Below are 16317 nucleotides of genomic sequence, written 5' to 3' on the forward strand. Positions count from 1 at the left end.
CAAAGCTGCTGATCTCGTCGAGCAGGCGGTTCACGAGACGCTCGCCTACTATGCCTTTCCGGACATCCATTGGCGGAAGATTCGAACCAACAATCCGCTCGAGCGCATCATGAAGGAGATCCGGCGACGAACCCGTGTCGTCGGCGCCTTCCCCGACGGTCAATCCTGTCTCAACTTAGCGGCGGCCCGGCTGCGGCACATTGCCGGAACGGTGTGGTCGACCAAATGCTACATGAACATGCGACCGCTCTATCAGCCACAACTCTCTGAAACCGGAGCCGTCGCCTGATCAAAAGTGCGAAAGATTCTGGACAGTACCTGCGAATGAACGTCAGACGGCGTCTTGGTCACTGACTCAACTCCTTTGACCAGTTGATGGCGCGGACGTAGACGCCAAGGGGATTCTTGCGCAGGCGTTCGGCATCGCGCGGCGACTCGATTGCGATCGTGAGAATTGCCGTCCAGCGTTCGGTCGAACTCAGCGTGCCGTTGTCGTAACTGCGTTCAATCCATGCGACCCGAAAGCTCTCCGAAGACGCGCGAATGACGCTCGAGACGTCTACGGAGATTTGAGCCTTGCCCAGCTTGGCAAAGGGGTCATTGTTGCGTGCATAATCGTTGAGCGCAGCCGCGCCACGATCGGTCGTAAAATCATACGCCCGGAGCCAATTCCGGCGCAGAACGATACCGTCGGCCGGCAAGCCTCTGACGTCCTCGATGAAGCGCGCCAGATGGTAGGCGATCTGCGCATCAGTGGGCTGATAGTCGATGTTGGCCGGCGCAACCCTTTGGGCTTGGCCGAGATGATCGACTTCTACTACCCAAGGCGTGATCGATCCCTGGCTCGATTGCCAGACAAGGCTGCCAGCGAGACCGGCTGAAAGCATCAGGCAGCCGAACGCCATTAGGCGCCAGTTCTTGGCCTGCACGCGGGCAGATCCAATGCGTTCGTCCCAAACCTGCGCTGCCTTTTTGTAAGGCGTAATCGGCTCGGGCATGCGCCCGTAGTGAACTGATGGTCGTTTGAACATCGCTGGTTGCCCCCTGATATCGAGTGATCGGTTTCAAGTCTTGCGATAGAAGGTTTGAGGCGCTGCTGTGCGGCGGAGGTGCAGTGGTGCGTCTCAGCGTTCTCCTTCGGACAAATCGACGGAGGAGCCGCTGCCACCATGATCGCCGGAGCGGACGGCGTGGCCAGCGGCGGAGGCACCATGCCGAATGGTCTGAGCACGCTTCATGCGGCGAGCCCAATCAGGCTGCCCTTCGGCCGGAGCGCTCGCGCTCTGGTCGCCCGCTTGGCTACCTCCGAAGGCAGACGCTGCTCGACGCAATGGACTCGTCGCAGCCGAAGCGCCAGCCTCCGCGACGCCGGCAAGGCCGCCGCTTCGATAGGCGGCTGTTGCTCCGGTTATGACAGCGCCGCCACCGCGCGCGGCGCCTGCAACCGCACCGCCAGCGAGACCGGCACCGCCAGCAGCAACTCCCGCACCAGCCGCAACAATGCCGCCAGCAGCAAGGCCTGTTCCAATCGCCGCGCCGGCGCCGAGTTGAGGTCCGCCCGACACGAGGCCGTTTGCGATACCCGGACCGAAGATGCCGAGGCCCAGCAAGGAGAGGGCCGCGAGCACCAGCGTCATCGCGTCTTCGATGGTCGGCTGTGCACCGCCGAAACCTGCGGTGAACTGCGAGAACAGGGTGGAGCCGATGCCGACGATGACGGCCAGGACTAGGATCTTGATCCCTGAAGATGTGACGTTGCCCAGAACCCGCTCCGCCGCAAAAGCGGTCTTGCCAAACAAGCCAAAGGGAATGAGCACGAAGCCGGCCAGCGTCGTGAGCTTGAACTCGATCAGGGTGACGAAGAGCTGGATCGCCAGAATGAAGAAGGCGATCAGCACCACGACCCAGGCGAAGAGGAGGACGACGATCTGGACGAAATTCTCGAAGAAACTGATGTACCCCATCAGGTTTGAGATCGAATCGAGGAGCGGTCGGCCGGCATCAAGTCCGACCTGGGCGATCTTTCCCGGCCGCAGGAAATCCGATGCGGAGAGGCTTGCGCCTGATGCTTTCAGTCCAAGACCGGCAAAGCTCTCGAAGACGATGCGGGCTAGACTGTTCCAGTTACCGATGAGGTAGGCGAAGAGCCCTACGAAGAGCGTCTTCTTGACCAGACGCGCGATGATGTCCTCGTCCGTTCCCCAACTCCAGAACAACGCTGCGAGCGTAATGTCGATCGCAGCAAGGGTCGTTGCGAGATATCCGACCTCGCTCCCCAGCAATCCGAATCCGTTGTCGATATAACGCGTGAACGTTTCAAGGAACTGGTCAATGATCCCTGTACCAGTCATGGCTTGCTCGCCTCAGGGGTCGCCAGGTTCGGATATCCCTGCGGGATCCGGCTTTGATCCTTTGGAGCGAGCGCCACGCCGGCGGCGGAATCGTCGCGGCCTGGAACTGCGGCACCGTCTTTCTTGCCAAAGAAGCGACGGCGGTTTTCGGCCCAAACCTGCTTGCAACGCTCATAACCCGCTGCGTGGTCCGTAGTGACGTTGCGGCAGCGCGCGAGGTCTGAGCTGGTTGCGTCTGCCGTCTGCTCCGCCTTCGGCGGCGGAGGAGAACGATCTCCGCCACGAAGTTGAATCGTGCAGGCAGCGACGGCCACTACGCCGATTGTCGTAAGCAGCGACAATGCCTTGAATGCCCGGATGTCGGTCATCAGTGGAACATCTGCACGTTGGATGATTGATAGCCCTGCCCCGCTATCAGGAAGCGCCGAAGCTGTTCTCGTCCCTGATCCTGGGCCGAGGCGCGCTGAGCCGCTTCAAGGCTTTGCGCTCGCCCCTGCGCCGCCATGACGGCGGTGAGGTCGGCGAGCTGCTGCGTGTTCAGCGCGAGAATCTGATTGCCCGCCTGCGTTGCCTGCAGCGCGCCGCTCGCGCCTTGGCTTGAGGTTACGAGCGCGGACGTCTGGACACGGTTGGTGTCGAGGTTGCCAACGATGCCGGCCTGGACACGAAGCGCATCTTGCGTTGCCGCATAAGTGTTTTGCCACCGCGATTGAGCGTTGGTGAGCAGCAACTGGCTGGATTGGTTGCCAGTGGCCGGCGCGTAGCTCGTCGAAAACGCGCGATCGATCTGTTGGACGTCGTAGGCGATACGCTGGGCCTGGGCCAGCAATTGTTGAGTACGCTGGATCGAGGATTGCAGTTGCTGCAGCGATGAGTACGGCAGGTTTACCAGGTTCTTCGCCTGATTGATCAACATCTGCGCCTCGTTCTGCAACGAGGTGATCTGATTGTTGATCTGCTGGAGCTCTCGTGCGGCAGTCAGGACGTTCTGAACGTAGTTGTTCGGATCGAAGACGATCCACTGCGCGCGCGCCGGCTCGGTGACGCCAAGCATGAGGGCGATGGTGCCGGCGGCCGCCGATAGGCCAAGACGCCTCATAGTGATTTCTCCAGGTTGACGAGATTGGGGATAAGATCGAGGGCCCAGGCGACGTCACGGTGCTGGAGCCAAGCCGGGACAAAGCCGTCAGGTCCATGTTCGGCATAGAGTTGCGCGATGACAGCCTGGTCGGTCTTGGAAGAAGCTGCCGTAAAGGCGAGCGCGACTTCACCAAGCCCAAGTTCGAACATGCGGTTGCCCCGGCGCGACTGGCAGTAGTAGTCGCGCTTTGGCGTTGCCCGGCTCAGAAGTTCGATTTGGCGATCGTTGAGTCCGAAGCGGCGGTAGATGTCGGTGATCTGCGGTTCGATCGCTCGTTCGTTCGGCAGTAGCAGCCGAGTTGGGCAGCTTTCGATGATCACCGGCGCGATCGCGGAGCCGCCGATATCCGACAACGACTGGGTAGCGAAGATGACGGACGCATTCTTCTTCCGAAGCGTCTTCAGCCATTCGCGGAGCTGGCCGGCAAAGTCCTCGTCGTCGAGGGCAAGCCAGCCTTCATCGACAATGAGGAGTGTCGGCCGACCATCGAGACGCTCACCGATACGATGGAAGAGGTACGCCAGCACGGCCGGAGTAGCGCTCGTTCCGATCAAGCCTTCGGTCTCAAATGCCTGGACCGACGCCTCGCCGAGGCGCTCGAATTCGGCATCGAGCAAGCGGCCGGATGGACCGCCGAGGCAATACGGTTGCAGCGCCCGCTTCAGCGAATTCGATTGCAGCAGAACTGACAAGCCCGTGAGGGTGCGCTCCTCTCTCGGCGCCGAAGCGAGCGACGTCAGCGCCGACCACAGTTGATCCTTGACCTCCGGCGTTATCTCGACCTGTTCCCGTGCTAGGATCGCGCCGATCCATTCCGTCGCCCATCCGCGCTCGGAAGGATCATCAATCCAAGCCAGCGGCTGCAGGGCGACGGGTTGTTCACCTCCGTCGGACAATGCGCCGCCAAGATCGTGCCAGTCGCCACCCATGGCGAGCGCGGCCGCCCGAATTGAACCGCCGAAATCGAACGCAAAAACCTGAGAGTTCGGGTAGCGCCTGAACTGTAACGCCATCAGCGCAAGCAGGACCGACTTGCCAGCACCTGTCGGCCCCACCACGAGGGTATGACCGACGTCACCGACGTGGAGGGAGAATCGGAAGGGCGTCGATCCCTCTGTCTTGCCGAACAAAAGAGGCGGACCCTTGAAGTGCAGATCCCTCGCCTCGCCAACCCAAACCGCCGACATCGGAATCATATGGGCCAGATTGAGGGTCGAAAGCGGCGGCTGCCGCACATTGGCGTAGACGTGCCCGGGCAGACTGCCGAGCCAGGCTTCGACGGCGTTTACCGTCTCGATCATGCATGTGAAATCGCGGCCCTGAATAACCTTCTCGACTAGGCGCAGCTTTTCATCAGCAGCATTGGGATCCCGGTCCCAGATGGTAATGGTCGCCGTGACAAGGGCTTGTCCGATCTGATCGGACCCAAGTTCCTGCAACGCCGCGTCGGCATCCAGCGCCTTGTTGTGTGCGTCGGTATCGAGCAGCGTCGACGCCTCATTCGTCATGACCTCCTTGAGAATGGCGCCAATCGATTTTCGCTTGGCGAACCACTGGCGTCGGATCCTGGTCAGGAGCTTGGTGGCATCGGTCTTGTCGAGCATGATCGCGCGGGTCGACCATCGATACGAGAACGCCAGGCGATTAAGGTCATCAAGAATTCCCGGAGTCGTCGCGCCCGGAAAGCCGACGATCGTCAGGACCCGCAGATTGGCTGAGCCCAACATTGGCTCGAGCCCGCCGGTCAACGGCTGGTCGGCCAAGAACGCATCAATGTACATCGGGATTTCGGGCACTCGAACACGATGACGCTTGGTGGAGATCGTGGAGTGCAGATAGGTCAGCGTATCCTGATCATCGAGCCAGACACATTCGGGCATGAACCCTTCAACGAGTTGCAATACGCGGTTGGTTTGGTCGGCAAACCCGCGCAGCACCTCGCGCGCGTCTGCTCCAACGGTGCGATCCCGGCCCTCATAGAGAAGTCGTTCTGCCTTAGCCGCTCCTTGCTCCGGCGGCAAATAAAGGAAGGTCAGGAAATAACTGGACTCATAGTGGGTGCCCGCCTCTTCAAACTGAGCTCTGCGCTCCGCGTCGACCAGCGCGGATGCGACATCCGGAAAGGTGCTCGGAGGGTAGGCTCCTGCAAAATGGCGCTGCGCCTCAACGAATACGGCCCAGCCGGATCCCAGGCGACGCAAGGCGTTATTCAAGCGACCGGCGACGGCGACAAGCTCAGCCGGCACTGCGCTGTCGAGGTCAGGCCCCCGGAACTTCGCCGTCCGCTGGAACGAGCCGTCCTTGTTGAGGACGATTCCCTCGTCCACCAGGGCTGCCCAAGGCAGGAAGTCGGCGAGCCGGGCATTGGAATGGCGATATTCGGCAAGGTTCATCATGAGAGAGAGCTCAGGTGTTGAGATGATCGGGGATGCGCAGATGTCGGCGCACCACATCGACGAAGGCGGGGTCGCGCTTGGCGGCCCAGACTGCGGCCATGTGGCCGATGAACCAGAGGACCAGACCCGCGATCCAGAGCCGCAGCCCCAGACCCAGGGCTGCCGCAAGCGTGCCGTTGACGATCGCAACCGACCGCGGCGCGCCACCCATCAGGATTGGTTCGGTGAGCGCACGATGAACGGGCCCGGCAAAGCCTGTGATCGGCTCATCCATCAGATCACCACGCCGCCGCCGAAGGAGAAAAACGACAGGAAGAAGCTTGAGGCGGCAAACGCGATCGATAGACCGAACACGATCTGGATCAGCCGGCGGAAGCCACCTGATGAGTCCCCGAATGCGAGCGTTAGGCCGGTCACGACGATGATGATGACCGCGATGATCTTTGCGACCGGCCCCTCCACAGACTGCAAGATCTGATTGAGCGGCTGCTCCCACGGCATGTTCGAGCCAGCCGCCCATGCCGGCCCCGCTCCCAAAACAACGAAGCCGAACAGTCCCAGCGATGCACCTCGAAGAAAACGAAATTGCTGACGCATGTCAGTCTCCTGCTGTTGAAAGGCTGTAGTCACCGGTGGCACCCAGCCCTGAGACGGCGGCGAGCTCAGCGAGGCGGCGGTCAGCGCCGCGTCCCACCAGCACGGCGACGAGGTCGATGGTCTCGGCGATCAGGGCTCGCGGAACCGTGATGACAGCTTCCTGGATGAGCTGCTCGAGTCGGCGCAACGCGCCGAGCGCAGTCCCAGCATGGATGGTACCGATGCCGCCGGGATGACCGGTGCCCCAGGCCTTGAGGAGGTCGAGTGCTTCGGCACCTCGGACTTCGCCGATCGGGATGTGGTCAGGACGCAGTCGGAGGGACGAGCGGACAAGATCCGACAGCGTCGCCACACCGTCCTTGGTCCGCAGCGCAACGAGATTGGGCGCCCTGCATTGCAGCTCGCGGGTGTCCTCGATCAGCACGACCCGATCGGAGGTCTTCGCCACCTCGGCCAGGAGTGCATTTGTCAACGTTGTCTTGCCGGTCGATGTCCCACCGGCGACGAGGATGTTCTTCCGTGCGGCAACCCCGTTCTGCAGGGTCTTGGCCTGCTCCAAGGTCATGATGCGCCTGGCGACGTAATCGTCGAGCGTAAACACGGCGACGGCGGGCTTGCGGATAGCAAAGGCCGGTGCTGCAACGACCGGAGGCAAGAGACCTTCGAAGCGCTCGCCTGTCCCGGGCAGTTCGGCCGAAACCCGTGGCGCGCCGGCGTGCACTTCGGCGCCCACATGATGCGCAACCAGGCGAACGATCCGTTCGCCATCCGCGGCCGACAGGGTTTCGCCAGTGTCGATCAGGCCGGTCGATAACCGGTCGATCCAAAGCCGCCCATCGGGATTGAGCATCACCTCGATGATCGCTTCGTCTTCGAGGTAGCCGGCAATTGCGTAGCCGAGCGCGCTACGCAGCATTCGCGCACTGCGCGAACTCGCTTCCGATTGAATGGAATGGATTACCACTGTTCGCCCCACCGAATGAGGACGTCCAACGAGCGTCCTCATGTGGGGATGATTAGAAAAGGCACCGACGGGCTTGGCGCAACAAGCAGGTTCGGTGATCGTAGACTGGCGTAGAAAAAGAAAGACTGAAAACTGGTATCTGACGGCTACTCAGTCGCATTGGCTCAGCGCGAGCTGCTGTTCACCACTCCGCATCGGCATCAGCAGGCAGGAGGACGACCGAATTTTCATACAGGCCAACTGACTCAACAGCGTCGGAGATATTAGCAGGCATGAAGAGTGGAATTGAACTCATCCATGAGGCGACGGATCGGCGCCAAGACAGCACGAACCAGGCCAAGGTCGCGATCTGCAATGCGACGTTGAGGCCGAACGCAACTTGATAGGCCTGGACCGGCCGATGACCATCGATCGCGGTCCATTGCTCAAGGATCAGGCCTGTCACGTATTGCGCCAGGAACGCCCAAGCAAAGTGCAAGACGTTTAGGGCGCCGTTGGCGCGACCGGCAAGCTCCGGCGGAAAGTAATCTGCTATTACCGCGAAGCTGACCACCGTTGCCGTTCCAGCAATTGCGATAACTGACCAGGGCAAGATGGACGGCAGAGGCACTCGCAGGATCAAAGCTAGCTCGGCTGCGACAAACAGCACCGCGACCGTCGCTAATACCGTCTCCGCCCCAATGCCCCTTCGTTTGACGTAATGGACGGTCATCCCGAACAACAAGGCGCCGCAGCTCAAAACGATCGACATTATAAACAGCTGTCTTACGAGGCTTGCGCGATCAAGCCCCTCCACGTCGGTCAGCCATGGTGATGCCCACAGTCCTTGCAGAGACCAAGCTGATCCAATGCAAGTCGCCGAAAATGGGGCCACTCGCCAGAAGCGACGATCGGCAAAAACGGTGCCAAGGGTGGCGCGCGTTGTTGATGGCACAATGCCTCGTTCGGGCACCACGACATAGATGAGAATGGCCGTCGCACCGGTGGCGGCCGCCAGAATCTCAAAGAGCTGCCGCCACCCCATCCAAGCGAGTAGGTGTTCGACGGGAGCCGTGGCAGTCACCGCTCCAAGTGATCCCAGCATGATCATGTAGCCGTTCAGCAAGGCAACTCGTTCCCTAGGGAACCAAAGGACGATGGACTTCAGCCCTGCCGTCAGCGCCGCGGCCACGCCAAGCCCAATCATTGCACGCGCGATCAAAAGGGACAGGAAGCCGGTTGATATAGCGAACAATCCGGCGCCCGCGGCCGCGAGCAAGAGCAGAACACTCTGGATGCGACGCGGACCAAATCGGTCCAACAATATGCCGATGGGGATCTGAGCCGGCGCGAAAACGAGGAAATAGACTGACGTAAGCAACCCGAGATCGGCAGAACCAAGCCCAGCATCCGAGCTGAGATGACCGGCGATCGAAGCGTTGATCGTTCGAAATAGATACGAAAGATAGTAACCAGCAGCAAACGGGAGAAATACGCGCGCGGTGAGACGCCATGCCCCTGAAACTTGCATGCTGGCCCTTCTTGCTCCTCAACTCATTGGAGCGGATAGCGCGTCCAGCTTTGTGTGGGCTTGGCCAAATTGCTGCGATCGTAGGCTGGCGTAGAAAAAGAAGGCGGAAATGGTCTGCCTACGTGGTTCAATCAGGTTTCTTCGGTCGGCTCCTGACGGCGGATATCTTCTGGAATCTCTCGGAGAAAGCTTTGCCCCTTTTGCAAGCGGCGCCCGAGCGCCTCGACAAATCCTTCGAAGCGCTCCCGGCCTTTTGCTTGCGCGGCCGCCTGCGCGTCATTGGGCAGTGGCGGCGTGATCGTCAGCCAGAACCGTATGAAGAGCGCCAAGCTTTCGGCCGTGAAACCTACGTCGCGCTCCAATCTCTGCATCTGACGCGACAGCCGATCGAGGCGCCGGGTGAATGCTGCCTCCCGCCTATCCGCTCCGTCGGGTGAAAGAAAGGAGGCGACGGCAGCTTCCACAATGGCAGACCGGGAAAGCTTCTTGCGATCGGCGAGCTCCGAGATCTGTTTCAGCAGCTCTGGCGGGAAATAGACATTCATCCGGTCGCGCATATTGCCTCAGAGCTCCATACCGTCGTTCGGGTCCAAGGCGACTTGACGGGCAACACCGCGCATCTGTTGGCGTATGAGCCGGGACTGGCGGACCGCATCTTCGTCGTCGTCAAGCACGGCGGCAAATTCCTCTGCCGGCGTTGGTTCGGTTGTCTCCTTGGCGATCGCGACGTGATCGGGGAGTTCCGGCTCACGACGGAGGCCGCTGTTCGCCGTGTCTTCCTCGGCCTCGGCGGCCTTGTCAGTTGGACCTCGCGTGGGCTTCAACGGTCCGAGCGCTGACCATCCGTCCGTTCGCGATGATCGGCCGGCCGTCGCTGGATCGGGCGGCGGCACAACCCGCTCAGTGAATCGCCTATCCTCGTAGTAGCGGACCTTCTTCGCCCGGATCGGCGCCGTCCCTGCCACCATGACGATCTCGTCCATCGGCGGAAGCTGCATGACTTCGCCAGGGGTCAGCAGCGGCCTTGCCGTCTCCTGGCGGGAGACCATCAGGTGCCCCAGCCACGGGTTCAATCTATGACCGGCATAGTTCTTCATCGCGCGCATCTCGGTCGCCGTGCCCAACGCGTCGGACACCCGCTTGGCGGTCCGCTCGTCATTTGTCGCGAAGCTGACTCGGACATGGCAGTTATCGAGGATCGCGTTGTTAGGCCCGTAGGCCTTTTCGATCTGATTGAGCGACTGCGCGATCAAGAAGCTCTTGATGCCGTAGCCGGCCATGAAGGCGAGCGCGGACTCGAAGAAATCAAGCCGCCCCAGCGCCGGGAACTCGTCAAGCATCATCAGGACTCGATGCCGGCGGTGACTGGCGTGCAGATCCTCGGTCAAGCGCCGGCCGATCTGATTCAGCACAAGCCGGATCAGCGGCTTGGTCCGTGAGATATCGGAGGGCGGCACCACGAGATAAAGCGTCGTAGGGTGGCTGTCTGCGATCAGATCGGCTATCCGCCAGTCACAGCAGCGGGTCACCTGGGCCACGACGGGGTCGCGGTACAGCCCCAGGAACGACATTGCAGTAGAAAGGACGCCGGAGCGTTCATTCTCGGATTTGTTGAGGAGTTCGCGCGCGGTCGAGGCGACCACGGGATGGGCACCCTGCTCGCCAAGGTGCGCAGTGGTCATCATTGCCTTCAGCGTCGCCTCGATGGGCCGCTTCGGATCGGACAGGAACGCTGCGACGCCGGCCAAGGTCTTGTCTGTCTCGGCATAGAGGACATGGAGGATGGCGCCGACCAGGAGCGAATGACTGGTCTTCTCCCAATGGTTCCGTTTATCGAGAGAACCTTCGGGGTCGACCAGGACGTCGGCGACGTTCTGGACATCGCGAACCTCCCATTCCCCGCGCCGGACCTCGAGCAGCGGATTGTAAGCTGAGGATTTCGGGTTGGTCGGATCGAACAACAGGACGCGGCCATGCCGCGAGCGAAAGCCCGCGGTCAGCTGCCAGTTCTCACCCTTGATGTCGTGCACGATGGCCGAGCCCGGCCAAGCTAGCAACGAGGGAACGACGAGTCCGACACCCTTGCCGGACCGTGTAGGAGCAAAACACAAGACGTGCTCGGGTCCGTCATGGCGGAGGTAGTCGCGGTCGAGCTTGCCGAGCACCACGCCATCCGGACCAAGAAGTCCGGCCCCTCGGACCTCTTCCGCACCAGCCCAACGTGCCGAACCATAGGTCTCGACATTCTTGGCTTCACGCGCGCGCCACACCGACATGCCGATCGCTACCGCGATCGAAACGACGGTCCCTGATGCTGCGATGAAGGCGCCCTCGACAAATACCTGCGGCGCATAGGCATCGTAGACGAACCACCACCAGAAGAAGATCGGCGGATAGTAGATCTTGAAGCCGAACAGCTCGAACCAAGGCCGCCCAAGCTCCGGTTGCCAAGCAAGCCGCCAAGCCGTCCACTCGGTTGCTCCCCAGATAGCGAGCAGAACGATCAGGCCGACGACGATCACCTGTCCCCAGAGGATCTTGGTTCCGGACATTCCGAGCGTCCTTCCGCAACTGAATTGGCGAGATAGCTAGAGACCGAGGTCTCGCTTCCGACCAAAACCCCATTCGATGCCACCGCCGTCCTTCACCACGCCGGTGACTTGCTGGCCGAGTTTCTTTTCGAGCTCGCGCGACCAGGGCACGAGCTGGAAGCCGAGCCCGTTATCGATCATGGCGAAGCGTCCCGAGGTGAGCGTCAGCCGCTGGCGATACGTTCCCGCCACATGCTCCCCGGAGGCGGCATTCACGCGAGGCAGGCCGGTGCCGACCGAGACCTTTGCTGCCACCTCGTCCAGTTCGCGTCGACGCAACGTGTCCAGGAGATCGTGCTGCAGGATGATGCGTTGGCCCTGCCGCCGGGCCAGGCCCTGCTGGATCAGATGCTCCGTACCGGCCTCCATGGCGTCGCGGGTCTCGCGGCCAAATCCACCCATGGCGAGCGGTATCGGGTCGCGTTCGACGAGCCTGTGGTCGAGCCAGGTGGCTCCTTTTGCAGTGATCTGTCCACCGAGATCGAGATCGGAACGGGCCGCCAGCACCATGGTCGGCCGCGGATCGCCGGCTTGGCCGAAGCGTCGGACTTCGACGATTCCGCCGATCGGGGGTGCGTGGTCGAAAGCCTCGAGCCCTCGGAAGCGCACGTGGTGCGCCCGTCCGTCGGTTCCGTCGATCAGGGCATAGGCCTCGCCTGTCAGTTCGTCATGCAGTCCACGGTCGACAAGTCGTCCGACAATCTGGAATGTCGGCTGGCCGCCCTCGATAATGAAGTCGGCAACGCCGCGAGCTTCTCCGCGCTCGGCAAAGGCGCGGTGCACTGTCTCGATGATGTCGCCGCGCATACCGAGGTCACGCAAGCTACGCTCGGCCTCGAGCCCGACCATCCATTCTCCCGGTACGGCGAACGCGGCAAGGCCCATCTTCTCCAGGTGTTGAAGACGACCGACCATCAGGCGCCGGATCTCGGAATCGGACTTGCCGGGATTCTCTGCGCGAAGATCGATATGGCCGGTCTCATCGGCCGCCAGCCGGATCTCCCGATCGAGCCGCGTCCATCGTTCCGCCGTGACTTCCCTCTCCAACGAATTCCGGATCTCGTGCTCAGGCTTTGGACCGAGTTCAATGGCGACCAGTTCTTCGGCGCGTGAGCGCAGGCCCTGGCTGATGTAGTCGCGGGAGATCACGAGATCCGCCCCTTCCCCATCTATTCCCCGAACGAGAAGGTGGACGTGAGGGTTGTCGGTATTGCAATGATCGACAGCCACCCAATCGAGGCGCGTACCAAGGTCGATTTCCATCTGTCTGGCGAGATCGCGGGTAAAGGCCTTCAGATCGGTCATGTCGCCCGCATCCTCAGGTGAGACAATGAACCTGAAATGATGCCGGTCGTCCTTGCACCGTTCTGCGAAAGCCGCGCTATCGGTGCGGTCGCTGCCGGCATCGAACATCTCGGCACGCTCGCCGCTCCCGGTCACGCCATCGCGCTTCAGATATGAGAGGTGGGCGGTCATTGGCGCTGAACGGAAGGCTCTCCCTTTGTGACGAACCACGCGCGCCTTCACCACGACGCGCCGCGTCGGGCTGAACAATCTGGCGCGGCTAAAGGCGAGGCGCCCCCGGCCGAACGTCGAGCGCCCATAGGCCGCCGAACGCCTGCCCGCCCCGGTCTGACCCGAGGTGTGTCCCGATTTCTTCGCCGCCCGCAGCACCTGGTTGATGAAGCTCTTTTGTTTCGGCACGCGGGTGCTACGAATGCGCCCAGGCCGAACACGCAGATCGCTGTCGCGCACGCTCACGGCAGGGCCTCCCAACGATCAAAATTGCACATGGTGCCGAAGACGCGTTTGATGGCATTCGTAAAAACGCAAAGCGCGGCACGCGCCCCGACCGACCGGCACGCCGGAACCCAAGCCATGTCAATGGCTTGCGGTTCGACCGGCGAGCCTCTTTTATCTCACCCTCCTGCCGTCGTGGTCTCCCGGTCGCGGGTTCCCGACAGAGCCGCCGCGACTTGGCAGCCAACTGGCGAAGCCCCCACTGCTTCCGCGCGCTTGCGATAGCGATCGTTACCCGAAGGGCCGAGACACCCGAAGGGTGGCTCGGTGAGGAGCAAAGCGACGAGTAGAGCGCGGGCCGAAGGCATCGCCCATACGCCAACAGCACGTAACACTTGCTCGTTGAAGCATGCCAAAATTTGCGAACCCGCACACTTGGTCATTGCGATACTCCCGAATCCGATCGAGGCACGACCACACCGTTCAATCTTTGGAAGCCATTTCCGAAAGCCGTGCCGCAATGAGAAAAGCGATCGCCGCGACTTGTCAAGCAGAGCGCGACCGATGGCTGCGGGTCGCACTGGCAGGGAAGGACTTGGCGCGCCTAGTCGATCGCAAGGCTGCGGCGCAATGAAGCTCACGGCAGCACGCCGCGCGAGATGGGAGCCGCCGATCAATCGGCAAAAACGAACGTCATATCCTGGAATTTCTGCAGCGGCAGATTCGTGATGCTTCGCTGCATCGTTTGGATATCCTCGCTAGCGCTTGACGGGACCGCCCGTGCAAGATGAGAATCGTAGAAAGCAAGCTTTGCGGCGACACCGACCAGGAGAACTGCGACGAGGCTCAGAGTGGAATGTACACGCATGATCGCTCCTCCTTTTCTACTGCAGTGGGGGCTCCATTCCCCTCTATTGCGGATCGTTGGAGTGTAGATAGCGGGCGTTTCAGGTCCTTTTCCTTCCGCCATGAAATGGTTTCGTCGACCTGTACTTTCGGCTTCGCGGTCGCCGGGCTACGATTTTGGGTTCCCGATTGGTTGAGTGGCGCGTGCACGCCTGGTTCGTTCATGCGTCCGGCGTAAGCTCTGCTTGGCGACTGCGGGCAAGCAGGTCTCTTCCCTGGTTTGTCGAGGCCGCCCTTAAGAACCGTCGCGGGCGCCGTCAAGGCGCGTTAGCGGCCTTCTAATGGGTTCGGCCATACCGCGACACCACCTTGGAAATTTGCCAGATGTCAGCCCGGTGTGGCCGCTAACGTCGTCGCAGGTGTGAAGTACCGGGTGTGACTGTCCACAGATGGATATGGAAGAAGTCGTTGCTCAGCTTGAGAAGATTCGGGTACATGAAGCTGATTGTGCTCGATTAGCGAGGACCGCCCAGGACAGGCAGTCCCGGGCTCTGTTCGAAACGCCTTGCGGAACGGCTCCGCGAAATGCGGCAAGACATCGAGACGACGATCACCGCGGAAACGAAACTGAGTGCCCGCTGGGAATAGTTGTTCGGATGCGATGCATTTCTGCACTGTCTGGCAAAATATAGGCGACCTCGAGCCCCGGTTTTGATCAATAGGACACCCCGGCGGGTTCAATGGGGTCGAGCCTAGGGAGCGCCACGGCGCCCAGAGCCCTCACAAAATCAGCGCCTTCGGGTGCGCGCCAAACGCCTGCTACACACTTCGCTACACTTTGTGCCGCTGAGTTGCTCTCTCTCCTCTGAATAGATCGGCGCTCTTGCAACGGTCGCACGGACGGCATCGGCGCCCTTTGCATGGTCTCCTTCCTTCTCTGGTGGTGATGGCAGGGAAGCCGGCCAGCGCAGATCTCTACCTGCAAAACCGCTTTGCGAGCATGATCGCTGCCGCTGTGGCCGCGCTCGCGCGCCAGCTTCGCGGCCACCGCGACGCTGCGGGCCTTGCGCACCAGGCTGCCGGCCGCCGCACAGACCGCCGGCCAGTCGGCGACGCCCGTCTGCCTCTACCCGGAACGTCCGAGCGCAATTCTCCCTTCGGGCGGACGAGTACCGGGTCGGCGCCAACGGATCGGCCCCGGGAAGCTATTGGCGATGCTCAAGACCCGTGCCTCATCCGTTTCAAGAGCTATTTTTTGGGCGAGCATGACATCGCCCTCGAGCAAGCCCCCCACCGGAACGAAGCACCACCCCTTCCCGAGCCGCCCGTATTCGTCGATCTCGTTGACGTTGCCCGACGTTCCCCGCCGGATGCGGTACCGCGTTCCGGTATCGCACCCCACGACGTCGAAGTACCCCCTCCTTTCGAACTCGACCCTCTGCTGGGGTGAAAGCCAAGAACGCAGCAGTCGCAGCGCTCGAGCCTGGACCGTTTTCTCTTCGTTTACTGCTTGATAAAGTCTGCCAACAGCCAGGCTTCGAGGGATCCACGGGCCGACCCGACCGAACCTCTTCTTCACTGGTGCTCACCCGCCGACGAGCCGCGGGAAAAACAATGTCTATTCGGCAGTCGGATCGAAGGTGGTGATCCTTGTTGCCTCACCAGGCCCCTTCCGTACCGCCGCGGTATAACCTTTGCTCGTAAATTGCAGAAAAAGCCTCTCCGCCTCTACCAAAGCTTCTGCATTGGAGTTGTCGAAGAAGTGCCGGCTATCGCCGCTGTGATCCATCACGATTTGCATTGCCATGCTGAGGTCTCCCGATTGCACCTCACAAGCAATGTAGTATCCGAGCCCTCGTTCCTAATTGACCTAATCGCCACCGAGACACCTTCGGTCGCTCTGCATCATCAGCACGAAGACGGTCCAGTGGCTTTGTCTGACGTCCTGACCGTCGCCCCAGCTTGGTCGAGGCTCGACGGAACATCGATTTACGGTCTCGGGCGGAGTAGTGCAGGGTTCTCAACCGATCGATTGCGTGCTGCCGTGCAGCTGTCATTGCGGCACAATGTTAGCTTCCTGTCATTGGCCCGCTCTATCAGCCATCTACGACCCCTGCCCGAAGCTGATCGGCTGGGACTTTGTGTCCATTACAGCAGGTTCGGTGGGATGGCGATCGACCG

Annotated in this window: 16 protein-coding genes; 1 reads left to right on the plus strand and 15 read right to left on the minus strand. The window is 61.3% G+C overall.

The window, feature by feature from the left end; all coding sequences use genetic code 11:
- Positions 1-289, plus strand: a 289-nt coding sequence (locus GA0061099_RS34345) for a transposase (RefSeq protein ID WP_208604916.1), incomplete at its 5' end; no start/stop codon positions are given.
- Between the two features lie 58 nt (positions 290-347).
- Here the strand turns inward: GA0061099_RS34345 and trbF are convergent.
- From trbF to GA0061099_RS34420, 15 genes are all read right to left on the minus strand, one after another.
- On the minus strand, positions 348-1031 hold the full coding sequence (trbF, locus tag GA0061099_RS34350) for a conjugal transfer protein TrbF (protein WP_036030471.1): 684 nt from the start codon (positions 1029-1031) through the stop codon (positions 348-350).
- A 93-nt stretch (positions 1032-1124) separates the two neighbouring features.
- On the minus strand, positions 1125-2351 hold the full coding sequence (gene trbL / locus GA0061099_RS34355; RefSeq protein ID WP_036030474.1) for a P-type conjugative transfer protein TrbL: 1227 nt from the start codon (positions 2349-2351) through the stop codon (positions 1125-1127).
- Positions 2348-2719, minus strand: a complete 372-nt coding sequence (gene trbK-alt, locus GA0061099_RS34360) for a putative entry exclusion protein TrbK-alt (RefSeq protein WP_036030477.1) — start codon at positions 2717-2719, stop codon at positions 2348-2350. The genes trbL and trbK-alt overlap by 4 nt, the downstream gene beginning before the upstream one ends.
- Entirely contained in the window at positions 2719-3450 is a 732-nt protein-coding gene (trbJ, locus tag GA0061099_RS34365; protein ID WP_036030479.1) for a P-type conjugative transfer protein TrbJ, read from the minus strand. The genes trbK-alt and trbJ overlap by 1 nt, the downstream gene beginning before the upstream one ends.
- Entirely contained in the window at positions 3447-5888 is a 2442-nt protein-coding gene (trbE, locus tag GA0061099_RS34370; RefSeq protein WP_074448277.1) for a conjugal transfer protein TrbE, read from the minus strand. Before trbE ends, trbJ begins: the two co-directional genes overlap by 4 nt.
- Positions 5889-5898: 10 nt before the next feature.
- On the minus strand, positions 5899-6162 hold the full coding sequence (locus GA0061099_RS34375; RefSeq protein ID WP_036030494.1) for a VirB3 family type IV secretion system protein: 264 nt from the start codon (positions 6160-6162) through the stop codon (positions 5899-5901).
- Positions 6162-6485, minus strand: coding sequence for a TrbC/VirB2 family type IV secretion system protein (locus tag GA0061099_RS34380; RefSeq protein WP_036030496.1), 324 nt, complete (start codon positions 6483-6485; stop codon positions 6162-6164). Before GA0061099_RS34380 ends, GA0061099_RS34375 begins: the two co-directional genes overlap by 1 nt.
- 1 nt (position 6486) lies before the next feature.
- Positions 6487-7401 (minus strand): P-type conjugative transfer ATPase TrbB, encoded by a 915-nt coding sequence (gene trbB, locus GA0061099_RS34385; protein WP_193375215.1) that lies wholly within the window; start codon positions 7399-7401, stop codon positions 6487-6489.
- Positions 7402-7630: 229 nt separating this feature from the next.
- Positions 7631-8959, minus strand: a complete 1329-nt coding sequence (locus GA0061099_RS34390) for an MFS transporter (protein WP_036030501.1) — start codon at positions 8957-8959, stop codon at positions 7631-7633.
- Between the two features lie 131 nt (positions 8960-9090).
- Positions 9091-9516: a ribbon-helix-helix domain-containing protein gene (locus GA0061099_RS34395; protein WP_036030503.1), complete on the minus strand. Its 426-nt coding sequence runs from the start codon at positions 9514-9516 to the stop codon at positions 9091-9093.
- Between the two features lie 6 nt (positions 9517-9522).
- Entirely contained in the window at positions 9523-11511 is a 1989-nt protein-coding gene (locus GA0061099_RS34400; protein WP_036030506.1) for a conjugal transfer protein TraG, read from the minus strand.
- Positions 11512-11547: 36 nt separating this feature from the next.
- The gene (locus tag GA0061099_RS34405) at positions 11548-13311 is read right to left on the minus strand and encodes a relaxase/mobilization nuclease domain-containing protein (protein ID WP_074448278.1); all 1764 of its coding nucleotides are present in this window, start codon (positions 13309-13311) and stop codon (positions 11548-11550) included.
- A 652-nt stretch (positions 13312-13963) separates the two neighbouring features.
- Positions 13964-14158, minus strand: coding sequence for a hypothetical protein (locus GA0061099_RS34410; RefSeq protein WP_074448279.1), 195 nt, complete (start codon positions 14156-14158; stop codon positions 13964-13966).
- Positions 14159-15262: 1104 nt separating this feature from the next.
- Complete coding sequence (locus GA0061099_RS42250) at positions 15263-15715, minus strand: hypothetical protein (RefSeq protein WP_050996202.1); 453 nt, start codon at positions 15713-15715, stop codon at positions 15263-15265.
- A gap of 39 nt (positions 15716-15754) precedes the next feature.
- Positions 15755-15943, minus strand: coding sequence for a hypothetical protein (locus tag GA0061099_RS34420; RefSeq protein ID WP_036030517.1), 189 nt, complete (start codon positions 15941-15943; stop codon positions 15755-15757).
- Positions 15944-16317: the final 374 nt, after the last annotated feature.

It is taken from the genome of Bradyrhizobium yuanmingense, from assembly GCF_900094575.1.
Lineage (GTDB): Bacteria > Pseudomonadota > Alphaproteobacteria > Rhizobiales > Xanthobacteraceae > Bradyrhizobium > Bradyrhizobium yuanmingense.

What these genes read in the sequence shown, in the direction of transcription:
- GA0061099_RS34380 (WP_036030496.1), bottom strand. Translation starts at nt 6,485, where the DNA reads ATGCGTCAGCAATTTCGTTTTCTTCGAGGTGCATCGCTGGGACTGTTC.
- trbB (WP_193375215.1), bottom strand. Translation starts at nt 7,401, where the DNA reads ATGCTGCGTAGCGCGCTCGGCTACGCAATTGCCGGCTACCTCGAAGAC.
- GA0061099_RS34420 (WP_036030517.1), bottom strand. Translation starts at nt 15,943, where the DNA reads ATGGCAATGCAAATCGTGATGGATCACAGCGGCGATAGCCGGCACTTC.
- trbF (WP_036030471.1), bottom strand. Translation starts at nt 1,031, where the DNA reads ATGTTCAAACGACCATCAGTTCACTACGGGCGCATGCCCGAGCCGATT.
- GA0061099_RS34375 (WP_036030494.1), bottom strand. Translation starts at nt 6,162, where the DNA reads ATGGATGAGCCGATCACAGGCTTTGCCGGGCCCGTTCATCGTGCGCTC.
- GA0061099_RS34390 (WP_036030501.1), bottom strand. Translation starts at nt 8,959, where the DNA reads ATGCAAGTTTCAGGGGCATGGCGTCTCACCGCGCGCGTATTTCTCCCG.
- trbJ (WP_036030479.1), bottom strand. Translation starts at nt 3,450, where the DNA reads ATGAGGCGTCTTGGCCTATCGGCGGCCGCCGGCACCATCGCCCTCATG.
- GA0061099_RS34400 (WP_036030506.1), bottom strand. Translation starts at nt 11,511, where the DNA reads ATGTCCGGAACCAAGATCCTCTGGGGACAGGTGATCGTCGTCGGCCTG.
- GA0061099_RS34395 (WP_036030503.1), bottom strand. Translation starts at nt 9,516, where the DNA reads ATGCGCGACCGGATGAATGTCTATTTCCCGCCAGAGCTGCTGAAACAG.
- trbE (WP_074448277.1), bottom strand. Translation starts at nt 5,888, where the DNA reads ATGATGAACCTTGCCGAATATCGCCATTCCAATGCCCGGCTCGCCGAC.
- trbK-alt (WP_036030477.1), bottom strand. Translation starts at nt 2,719, where the DNA reads ATGACCGACATCCGGGCATTCAAGGCATTGTCGCTGCTTACGACAATC.
- GA0061099_RS34410 (WP_074448279.1), bottom strand. Translation starts at nt 14,158, where the DNA reads ATGCGTGTACATTCCACTCTGAGCCTCGTCGCAGTTCTCCTGGTCGGT.
- trbL (WP_036030474.1), bottom strand. Translation starts at nt 2,351, where the DNA reads ATGACTGGTACAGGGATCATTGACCAGTTCCTTGAAACGTTCACGCGT.